Annotated in this window: 9 protein-coding genes; 4 read left to right on the forward strand and 5 right to left on the reverse strand. The window is 65.4% G+C overall.

From position 1 onward, the window contains the following. Nucleotides 1-158 (reverse strand): LysR family transcriptional regulator (locus tag HP546_RS18675; RefSeq protein WP_172228205.1); only part of this gene is annotated, 158 nt, incomplete at its 3' end. A gap of 10 nt (nucleotides 159-168) precedes the next feature. Continuing rightward, complete coding sequence (locus HP546_RS18680; protein ID WP_172228207.1) at nucleotides 169-1,098, reverse strand: AraC family transcriptional regulator; 930 nt, start codon at nucleotides 1,096-1,098, stop codon at nucleotides 169-171. 416 nt (nucleotides 1,099-1,514) lie between these two features. Here HP546_RS18680 and HP546_RS18685 point away from each other — a divergent pair, with 416 nt between their 5' ends. The 4 genes from HP546_RS18685 to HP546_RS18700 all read left to right on the forward strand — a co-directional run bounded on the left by HP546_RS18685 (nucleotide 1,515) and on the right by HP546_RS18700 (nucleotide 5,552). After that, complete coding sequence (locus tag HP546_RS18685) at nucleotides 1,515-2,855, forward strand: MFS transporter (protein ID WP_172228209.1); 1,341 nt, start codon at nucleotides 1,515-1,517, stop codon at nucleotides 2,853-2,855. Between the two features lie 218 nt (nucleotides 2,856-3,073). Continuing rightward, complete coding sequence (locus HP546_RS18690) at nucleotides 3,074-3,784, forward strand: fumarylacetoacetate hydrolase family protein (protein ID WP_172228211.1); 711 nt, start codon at nucleotides 3,074-3,076, stop codon at nucleotides 3,782-3,784. A gap of 18 nt (nucleotides 3,785-3,802) precedes the next feature. After that, entirely contained in the window at nucleotides 3,803-4,561 is a 759-nt protein-coding gene (locus HP546_RS18695; protein WP_172228213.1) for an SDR family oxidoreductase, read from the forward strand. Nucleotides 4,562-4,601: 40 nt separating this feature from the next. Next, complete coding sequence (locus HP546_RS18700; protein ID WP_172228215.1) at nucleotides 4,602-5,552, forward strand: 2-hydroxyacid dehydrogenase; 951 nt, start codon at nucleotides 4,602-4,604, stop codon at nucleotides 5,550-5,552. Nucleotides 5,553-5,659: 107 nt separating this feature from the next. Here HP546_RS18700 and nirD read toward each other — a convergent pair whose 3' ends face one another. The 3 genes from nirD to HP546_RS18715 form a co-directional block, all read right to left on the reverse strand. Next, entirely contained in the window at nucleotides 5,660-6,022 is a 363-nt protein-coding gene (gene nirD / locus HP546_RS18705) for a nitrite reductase small subunit NirD (protein ID WP_172228217.1), read from the reverse strand. Then, complete coding sequence (nirB, locus tag HP546_RS18710; protein ID WP_172228219.1) at nucleotides 6,022-8,574, reverse strand: nitrite reductase large subunit NirB; 2,553 nt, start codon at nucleotides 8,572-8,574, stop codon at nucleotides 6,022-6,024. Before nirB ends, nirD begins: the two co-directional genes overlap by 1 nt. A gap of 300 nt (nucleotides 8,575-8,874) precedes the next feature. Further along, the coding region (locus HP546_RS18715; RefSeq protein WP_172228221.1) for a sulfite reductase flavoprotein subunit alpha at nucleotides 8,875-10,802 on the reverse strand (1,928 nt) is incomplete at its 5' end.

The raw sequence follows: 10,802 nt of genomic DNA on the forward strand, positions 1-10,802 counted from the left end.
AGTCGCGTTTCCAGCAGCGCTTCGAGCTCCTTGAGGGTTTTCGAGATGGCCGGCTGGCTGATTGCCAGGCTGTCGGCCGCCCTGGCCAGGCTGCCCTGCCGGGCAATCTCCAGGAAGCACAGCAGGTGGCGGTACTTGATGCGGGTGTCGAGGTTCATGCTGGCAAGCTTACCGCATCGCCACCTGCGGCGTATCCGGGTCGCGCTGCTGGCGGCGGAACTGCCCGGGTGGCAGGCCGTGGATCTGGCGGAAACGTCGGGAAAAGTAGGCTTCGTCGGCAAAGCCACACAGCCGTGCCACCTCGCCCACCGGGCGGCTGCCGTTGAGCAGGTAGTTGCGTGCGGCGTGCATGCGCCGCTCCAGCACCAGCTCGCTGAAGGTCTTGCCGATTTCCTTGCGCAACCAGTGGGTCAGGTAGGTGGGCGACAGGTAGGTGGCGGCGGCGACCTTCTGCAGGTTCAGGTCGGGGTCGTCGATATGCCGGCGCAGGTATTCGCTCATGCGGCCCAGCGCAGCGCGGCGGCTGAGCTGCGCTGCATTGCTGTCGGCCAGTTCACGCAGCGGCTCGGCATACAGGCCACAGACCTGGCCGATCAGTTGCAGCAACAGGCCCTTGAGGATTTCGCGGGTGCCGAAGCGGCGGTTGGCATCCAGTGCACGCATGCGGTCGAGAACTTGCCGCAGCTCGGCAAAGTCGGCCTCGCCCAGGCAAAAGTCGAGATGCTCCTGAAAGCGGAACGGTGACAGCTCCGGCGCCTGCAGGATCGACACCTCTTCCAGATCCATCGGGTCACAGGCCAGGTGCGGCAGCAGGAACGTCTGGGAGAAGTTGATCACCACAAAGTCACTGTCGAGCGGGTGCGGAATCACATGCACCCGGTGCGGCAGGATGAAGGCCAGGGTGTTGCGCTTGAAGGGGCGCTGCACGCTGCCGATGTGTTGCACCGTGTCACCGCCGAAGTTGACCTGGATCTGGAAGTACTCGTGGCGATGCGGCGAGGTTTCGGCGGGGCGCCCGCGCTGGTCGCGGATGTAGAAGTCCATCAGCTCGCTGCGCTGCTGCATGACGTAGGTCGGGACCTCGCGCTTTGGGGGCATTGGGCTGGCTCCAGGTTCTAGGTAAAAAGTTGCCTGTGCGGGCCTCTTCGCGGGTAAACCCGCTCCCACAGGTACAGCGCAGCTCCCAAATCATGTGCTGACTCTGTGGGAGCGGGTTCACCCGCGAAGAGGCCCGACGAGGCAAGGCAAGTTGTACGATGTCCAAGCTTTTCAAATTAAACCTGTCTGCAAAAAACCGCGCAACCTTGAACCCCCACAGCCCTCTAAAAATGCGACACCCAGCAGAAAAAACAATCAAAACCCCGCCTTCCGATTTTTTTGGACAGTTCAGCCCTCCCCCGCCTTTAGTGAAAAAAACGGTCTAAAACCAACGTTGCATTCAACAAGTCGTACGACCACCTTAGTAAAGGGACTGCAGCCCAACCTCTATCAACAACAACAAACGAGGTCGACTCATGTCGAGCACGCCTACCCCCCGCGCCGCGTCGTCGTACGCGCTGGACGCGGCCCCTGCCCAGCGCCTGCCCACCCGCCGCCGCTGGTTCATGCTGTCGCTGCTGCTGGTGGCGACCATCATCAACTACGTCGACCGGGTGAACATTTCCATCGCCGCGCCGTTCATGGCCAAGGACTTGGGCCTGGACAAGGTCGAGATGGGCCTGATCTTCTCCGCCTTCGCCTGGACCTACGCCCTGGCCCTGGTGCCGGCAGGCTTCATCGCCGACCGCTTCGGCTCGCGCCTGACCTACGGCGTGTCGCTGATCAGCTGGTCGGCGGTGACCGTGGCCCAGGGCCTGGCCAGCGGCTTTGCCTCGCTGTTCGGCCTGCGCCTGGCGGTCGGCGCCATGGAAGCCCCGGCCTTCCCGGCCAACAGCCGCGCCGTCACCGTGTGGTTCCCCGCCCGCGAGCGCGGCATGGCCAGCAGCATCTACGTGTGCGGCCAGTACCTGGGCACTGCGCTGTTCACCGGCGCCCTGCTATGGCTCGCGACGACCTACGACTGGCGGCATGTGTTCTACAGCACCGGCCTGGTCGGCATCGTGTTTGGCGTGGTGTGGCTGTTCCTGTACCGCGACCCGCTGAACTGCAAGAAGGTCAGCAAGGAAGAGCTGGCCTACATCGAGAACGGCGGCGGCCTGATCAAGAGCAGCCAGGAACGCACCCGTTTCGACTGGCGCCAAGTGGCCGAGCTGTTCCGCTACCGCCAGGTGTGGGCGATCTGCCTGGGCAAGTTCGCCAGCACCTCGGCGCTGTACTTCTTCCTCACCTGGTTCCCCACCTACCTGATCGAAGAGCGCCAGCTGACGTTGATCAAGGTCGGCATCTTCGCGGTCATGCCATTCATCGGGGCCACGGTCGGCATCCTGCTGGCGGGCATCGTCTCCGACCTTCTGATCCGCAAGGGCTACTCGCTGTCGTTCGCCCGCAAGCTGCCGCTGGTGGTGGGCTCGATGCTGGGCATGTCGATCGTGCTGGTGAACTTCACCGACTCGAACGTGCTGTGCATCGCCGTCCTCACCCTGGCGTTCTTCGCCCAAGGTATCGCTTCGTCGTCATGGGCGGCGGTGTCGGAAGTGGCCCCCAAGGAGCTTATCGGCCTGACCGGCGGGGTTACCAGCCTGGCCGCGAACATTGGCGGCATCGTCACGCCGATCGTGATTGGCGCGATCGTGCATGCCAGCGGTTCGTTCGCCATGGCGTTCTGGTTCATTGGCGGGGTGGCGTTGATGGGGACGCTTTCGTATTCGCTGCTGCTTGGGAAGCTGTATCGCATTGAGCTGAAGACGGCTGACTGAGCCTGAGGTGTTGTGGCTGTACTGGCTTCTTCGCGGCTAAAGCCGCTCCTGCAGGGGTAGCGTCAACCCCGAGGGCACACCGTCCCCCTGCAGGAGCACCTTACCCGCGAAGAGGCCAGCACAGGTTACTTGGATAGTCCAACCCAACCCCGCTTTCGTCCAACTTTGCCGGCCAGCCTGTGACATACGCTGGCCACTCCAGAACGGAGGATCCACCCATGACTTACCTGTTCAACCCGCCGGCCATCGTCAGCCTGCCGATCCGCGGCAGCGATGCGCGCTTTCCGGTCGGCCGGGTGTTCTGCCTGGGCCGCAACTACCCATGGCCGGAAACCTACGGCCCGGCGCCACAGGAGCCGGTGTTCTTCATGAAACCGGCAAGCAATGTGGTCGAGGCAGCGGGAGAGCTGCCCTTCCCGCCGCAGACCGACGAGTTCTGCCACGAAATCGAGCTGGTCGCGGCCATCGCCAAGGGCGGTGCCAACATTGCCCCGGAACATGCCCTGGAACACGTGTTCGGCTTTGCCGCCGGCCTGGACATGACCCGTCGCGATCACCAGCGCAAGGCCAAGGCCGAGGGCCTGCCATGGGAAGCGGCCAAAGTGTTCGAGGCATCGGCACCCATGACCGCCATCGTCCCCGCCAGCGAATGCGCCTGGCCGCTGAATGCGGCGCTGTGGCTGCAGGTCAATGGCCAGGAGCGCCAGCGCGCGCACCTCAGTCAGCAGACCTGGGCGTTGGCCGAAGTCATCAGCCGGCTGTCCCGCCAGCTGCCGCTACGCCCGGGCGACCTGATCATGACCGGCAGCCCGCCCGGCGTGGCGCCGCTGAACCCGGGCGACACGATCCATGCCGGCATCGACGGTATCGGCGAACTGCACCTGCGCGTCGGCCCCCGCCCTGTCGGGCAAGCCGCCAACGCTGCCTGATTCCCCTGGAGTGACGAAATGAAGCAGAACAAGAAAATCGCTTTGGTCACCGGCGCCAGCAGCGGCATCGGCCGCGCGGTCGCCCTCGCCTTGCTGGAAGACGGCTTCAGCCTGGTCCTCGCCGGGCGCCGCCGCGAACCGCTGCAAGCAGTCGTCGAACACGCGCAGGCAGCGGGCGGTGAAGCCATGGCTGTACCCACTGACGTGCGCGATGAACAGAGCGTCGCGCAGCTGTTCGCCACCATCGAGGAGGTACATGGCCGCCTGGACGTGATCTTCAACAATGCCGGCATCAACGCCCCCGCCGTACCGGTCGACGAGCTACCGCTGGAAAACTGGCGCAACGTCATCGCCACCAACGTCGACGGGGTGTTCCTCTGTGCCCGTGCGGCCTTCGGCCTGATGCGCCGCCAGCAGCCGCAAGGCGGGCGGATCATCAACAACGGCTCGATCTCGGCGCATACCCCGCGCCCGTTCACCGCGCCCTACACCGCCAGCAAGCATGCGGTGCTGGGCCTGACCAAGGCACTGGCGCTGGATGGCCGGCCTTACAACATCGTCTGTAGCCAGGTGGACATCGGCAACGCCCTGACCGAGCTGTCCGAACGCATGACCCGTGGTGTGCGCCAGGCCAATGGCGAGATCGCCGCCGAGCCGATGCTCGACGTGCGCCATGTGGCCGACGCGGTGCGCTACATCGCCGCGCTGCCGCTGGACGCCAACGTACTGAACATGACCGTGATGGCCAGCAACATGCCATTCGTTGGCCGTGGCTGAACCTTGTTTTCGATGAGCCCTGTTCCTGATGGAGTGACCGATGAAACCAGAAGTCCTGCAACTTAGCCCGATCCTCATCCCGCAGATCCGTGAGCGCCTTGAACAGTTGTTCACCGTACACCGCTACTACGAACAGGCCGACAAGGAGGCCTATGTCAGCCAGCATGCCGACAATATTCGCGGCGTGATCACCGGCGGCCACACTGGTATCAGCCAGGCGCTGATGGCGCGCCTGCCCAATCTGGAAGTGATTGCGGTCAACGGTGTCGGCACCGACGCGATCGACCTGGCCTACGCCCGCGACCGCGGCATCCAGGTGACAGCGACCATCGGTGCCCTAACCGAAGACGTCGCCGATCTCGCCATCGGCATGCTGATCGGTTTGTGCCGGGGTATCTGCACCGGTGACCGTTTCGTGCGCGCCGGCCATTGGGCCACCAGTCCCACGCCGCTGGCGCCGTTGCCGCTGGCCCGTCAAGTGTCGGGCATGCGCGTGGGCATCGTCGGCATGGGCCGGGTCGGCCGCGCGGTGGCGCAGCGGGCGGCCGCGTTCGGTTGCCCGATTCGCTACACCGACCTGCAGGCGCTGGATGTGCCTTACGGCTTCGAGGCCGACCTGCTGCAGCTGGCCAAGGACAGCGATGCGCTGATCCTTGCAGCGGCGGCCGACAAGGGTGAGGCGCTGATCAATCGCGACGTGCTGCGGGCCTTGGGCAGCGAGGGTTACCTGATCAACATCGCGCGCGGCAAGCTGGTGGATGAGCCCGCCTTGACCGCTGCGTTGCAGGCCGGCGAGATCGCGGGGGCGGGGCTGGATGTGTTTGCCGATGAACCGCGAGCGCCCGAGGCGTTGTTCGAGCGTGAGGATGTGGTGCTGCAGCCGCATCGCGCCAGTGCCACGGTGCAGACCCGCACGCGCATGGGCGAGATGGTGGTGGCCAGCCTGGTGGATGTGTTTGCCGGGCATAAACCTCAAGGGCTGGTGATCTAGGCCACCTGTCCCGGCCTCTTCGCGGGTAAACCTGCTCCTGCAACGGGACGCGATCTGTCAGGAGCGGGTTTACCCGCGAAAGGGCCGGCACGGGCAATGCACCATGATCAGGCTACCGCCAATTCCACCCACTCACCCTTCAACCGCACCGGCCACACCCGCAACCGCTGGCCCCCATCATCCAGGCATGCCCCGCTCTGCAAGCTGAAGCGCTGCTTGTACAACGGCGCGGCCACAACCAGTTCCCCTTGCACGCTACCGACCAGCCCGCGGCCGATGATGTTGGCGCCGGAGCGTGGGTCGCGGTTGTCCACCGCGTACAGGGTTTGGGCTTGCCCAGGAAGATAGAACAGCGCGACCTGGGCACCGTCGAGCCACACCACCACGCCAGAATCGGCCACCAGGTCTTGCGCCCGGCATACCGCCTGCCAGTTTTCGCGGGTTTTCACAGCAGCATTGGACAGATTCATCAGACAGCCTCCTCGACAGTAGGGATCAGGTGCAACGGCGCCGCCGGTCGGCGTTGTTCACGTTCGCGCACGAAATGTACGTCCGGGTCGGCGCGATGGTCGTTGACGAAGGTGCGGAAGCGCTTGAGCTTTTCCGGGTCGTTGAGGGCGTTGGCCCATTCGCATTCATACTGCTCGACCACATGCTGCATCTGCGCCTCCAGCTCGTGGGCCAGGCCCAGGCTGTCGTCGAGGACCACCTGCTTCAGGTAGTCCAGCCCGCCCTCCAGGTTCTCGCGCCACACCGACGTGCGCTGCAGCTTGTCGGCGGTGCGGATGTAGAACATCAGCACGCGGTCGATCAACCGCACCAGGGTCTCGTCGTCGAGGTCGGTAGCGAACAGTTCGGCATGCCGCGGGCGCATGCCGCCATTGCCACACACGTAGAGGTTCCAGCCCTTGTCGGTGGCGATCACGCCGATGTCCTTGCTCTGCGCCTCGGCACATTCGCGGGTGCAGCCAGATACCGCGAACTTGAGCTTGTGCGGGCTGCGCAGGCCCTTGTAGCGGTCTTCCAGGCGCAGGGCCATGGCGACACTGTCCTGCACGCCGTAGCGGCACCAGGTGCTGCCCACGCACGACTTCACCGTGCGGGTCGACTTGCCATAAGCGTGGCCGGTCTCGAAACCGGCTTCGATCAGCTCGCCCCAGATCAGCGGCAACTCGTGCAACTGGGCGCCGAACAGGTCGATGCGCTGGCCGCCGGTGATCTTGGTGTACAGGTCGTACTTTTTCGCCACCTGGCCGATGACGATGAGCTTGTCGGGGGTGATTTCACCTCCCGGAATACGCGGCACCACCGAGTAGGTGCCGTTCTTCTGCATGTTGGCCATGAAGGTGTCGTTGGTGTCCTGCAGCGGCACCAGCGCCGGGTCCATGATCGGCTGGTTCCAGCACGAGGCGAGGATGTTGCCCGCTGCCGGCTTGCAGATGTCACAGCCAGTGTGGCCTTTGCCATGGCGTTCGAGCAGTTGGTTGAAGGTACGGATGCCCTCCACCCGCACCAGGCCATACAGCTCCTGACGGGTGTAGGCGAAGTGCTCGCACAGGCTCTTGTCCACCGCCACGCCACGGGCAGTCAGCTCGTGTTCGAAGACTTGCTTGAGCAGGGCCGCGCAACCCCCGCAGCCGGTCGCGGCCTTGGTGCAGCCCTTGACCGCAGCGAGGTCGCTGCAACCGCTGTCGATGGCGGCGCACACCGCGGCCTTGCTGACGTTGTGGCAGGAGCAGATGGTCGCGCTGTCGGGCAACGCATCGGCGCCCAGGGCCGGCGCGCCACCGCCTTGCGGCAGGATCAACGCTGCCGGGTCGGCCGGCAGGGCGATAGCGTTCTGGGCGTACTGCAGCAGGGTGTCGTAGTAACTGTTGTCGCCGACCAGCACCGCACCCAGTACCCGCTTGCCGCTGGCATCCACCACCAGCCGCCGATAGGCGCTGTTGGCTTCGTCGATGAAGCGGTAGCTGCGTGCGCCCGGCGTGGCGCCGTGGGCGTCGCCGATCGAGCCGACATCCACGCCCAGCAGCTTGAGCTTGGTCGACATATCGGCACCGCTGAATGCCACCGCCGCCTCATCCATCATCAACGCTGCCAGGTTGCGCGCCATGCTGTAGCCCGGGGCGACCAGGCCGAACACGCTGCCGTTCCACGAGGCGCACTCGCCAATGGCGAAGATGCGCGGGTCGCTGCTGCGGCAGTGGTCGTCGATTACCACGCCGCCCCGCGCGGCGATGTCCAGGCCGCAGGCACGGCCCAGGGCATCTTGCGGGCGAATGCCGGCGGAGAACACGATCAGGTCGGTTTCCAGGTGCTCGCCGCCATCGAAGTTCATGCGATAGCGGTAGGCCTCACCGGCACTGATCGACTGGGTGGCGCGCGACAGGTGCACACCCACGCCCAGCGCTTCGATCTGCGCCTTGAGCGCGGCACCGCCTTCGCCGTCCAGTTGCACCGGCATCAGCCGGGGCGCGAACTCCACCACATGGGCTTCCAGGCCCAGCGACTTCAGGGCGTTGGCGGCCTCCAGGCCAAGCAGGCCACCACCGACCACCACGCCACGGCGGGCATCGGCGGCAGCAGCGCGAATGGCATCAAGGTCGTCAAGGCTGCGGTAGACCAGGCGGGCATGGCCGCTGGAGCCTTCGATCGGCGGTACGAAGGGGTATGAACCAGTGGCCAGCACCAGGTGGTCGTAGCCGTAACGGCCCTCGCTGGTGATCACCTCGCAACGCTCGCGGTCGATTTCCAGCACGGCTTCGCCCAGGTGCAGGTGAACGCCGTTAGTGTTGTAGAAATCGTGCTCGCACAGGGCCAGGGTTTCGGCACAGCTGCCAGCAAAGTACTCGGACAGGTGCACGCGGTCGTAGGCGCGCTGGCGTTCTTCACCAAACACCCGCACCTCGAAGCGCTGCAGGGCGCCACGGCTGACCAGTTGCTCGACGCAATGGTGGCCGACCATGCCGTTGCCGACGATGACCAGTCGCTGTTGTTGCGCGCTGCTCGCTGTTGCCTTCATAAGCCGATCCTCGATCAAAAAAAAAGCGCCTGGAGCCGAAGCTCCAGGCGCCTTTGCCTGTATTCATCACGGTGTGCCGCCGGGTTGATCGCCGTTGATCAGCGGGGCTTGTTGTAGTGGAGATAAAGCAGGGACTGTGCCAATTGCCTTGCCTGTGCCGGCCTCTTCGCGGGTGCCCCCCTCCCACGGGGGCTCCACAGGCTCTCAGGCTTGCACAGTACCTGTGGGAGCGGGCTCACCCGCGAAGAGGCCGGCACAGGCATGCACATTCACAGTGCACATCACCCCATCCCGGTGCACTCAGTACACATCCCGCCGATAACGCCTGGCCTTGCTCAAACCTTCGACATAGGCAGCCGCCTGCGCCGCATCCATCCCGCCATGCTCGGCCACCACGGCACGCAATGCCGCATCCACATCCTTGGCCATGCGCTGGGCATCACCACACACATAGAAGTACGCCCCCGCCTGCAGCCAGCGCCACAACTCGGCGCCCTGCTCCAGCATGCGCTGCTGCACATAGACCTTCTGCGCCTGGTCCCGCGAGAACGCCGTGTCCAGGCGCAGGTGGCCGGCTGCCTGCCAGGCTTGCAGCTGGTCCTGGTAATAGAAATCGGTAGCCGCGTACTGCTCGCCGAAGAACAGCCAGTTGCCGCCGTTTGCCCCACGGGCCTGACGCTCTTCGAGAAAGGCGCGAAATGGCGCGATGCCAGTGCCAGGGCCGACCATGATCACTGGCAGGCTATCGTCCTCAGGCAGACGGAAGTGCTTCGACACCTGGGGGAAGATCGCCACCCGCAACGCCTGCGCACGGTCGGCGAGAAAGCTCGAGCACACCCCTTTGCGCTCGCCATAACGAACCGTCGACACGGTCAGGTGTACCTGGCCCGGGTGCGCCAGCGGGCTGGAGCTGATCGAGTAAAGGCGTGGCTGCAACGGCTTGAGCAGCGCCAGCCAGCTGGCCAGCGGCAGCTGCTGGGGGAAAGCGCGCAGTACATCGACCAGTTGCCGGCCCCACAGCCAGTCCTGCAATTCGCTTTTGCACGCGGGCTGCAGCAGGCGCTGCAGATCGGGCGCATTGACGGCAAAGGCCTGCAGTTGCTGCGCAGTGACCTTGGCGATTTCCAGATGCGTTTGCAGCGCTTCGGCCAGAGGCATGGCAGGCTTACCGTTGAGCTCGACCAAGACCTGGCCGTCAAGCTGCATCAGCGCCAGCAGTTCGTCGACCAGGGCCGGGCAGTTACGCGGCCACACCCCCAAGGCATCACCGGCCGCATAGCTGAAGCCGCTGCCACTGAGGTCGAAGACCAGCTGGCGGGTTTCCTTGCTGGCGCCTGGGCCATTGAGCAGGCGGTTTTCCAGCACGCTGGCGACCCACGGCTGCTGCTTGCTGTAGGTGGCCACAGTGGCCGGTTCACTGAGCGCTTGCGCTGTGCTTGCACGCCCCAGCGTGGGCAGCAGGGCCTCGAGCCAGTCGGCGAAGGTGTCGTCGAAGTCCGGCTCGCAGTCCACCCGTTGCAACAGGCGCCGCCCACCCAGCTCGGCCAGGCGCTGGTCGAGCTTGCGGCCAAAGCCGCAGAACTGGTCGTAGCTGGAGTCGCCCAGGGCCAGCACGGCATAGGGCAACTCGGCGCAGTGGGCGCCTTCCTCGCCCTGCAAGGCCTGCCAGAAAGCCGCCGCGCTGTCGGGCGCCTCGCCATCGCCAAAGGTGCTGGCGATCAACACCACACTGGGCACCCCCTGCAGCTGGCTCGGGCTGACCGCCTCCATGCAGCTGAGCTGCACGTCCAGGCCGGCTGCGCGCAGGCGCTCGGCACAGCGTTCGGCCAGCAGCTCGCCATTGCCGGTCTGCGAGGCCCACAGCACCTGATGCTTCGGCGCCGCCTGCAGCGCAACGGGCAGGGCCGCTGGCTGGGCAAACAGCCCGGCGAGCAGGCCGTCGACGAACAACCGGCGGTTGGCAGCCAGCGGCGCAGTGGCCGGCAGGCTGGGCACGCCTTCGGCGCGCGACTGATCCAGGCCCAGCAAAAAGCCTTGCAGGTAATGGCGCTCTTCCTCGGCCAGCACCGGGGCCGGCAGTTGGTCCAGGCCAAGCAGGCGGGACAGGGTGGCGGTCGGCATGCGGGCTGGCTCCGGAATGGCAGTGTTCAGGTCAAGGGCTTCGATACGCTCACCGGCGACCCGCTCAAGGGCCACGGCGCAGTGTTTGAGGGCGGGCTGCAACGACA

Source organism: Pseudomonas sp. CM25 (assembly GCF_013179705.1).
Classification (GTDB): domain Bacteria; phylum Pseudomonadota; class Gammaproteobacteria; order Pseudomonadales; family Pseudomonadaceae; genus Aquipseudomonas.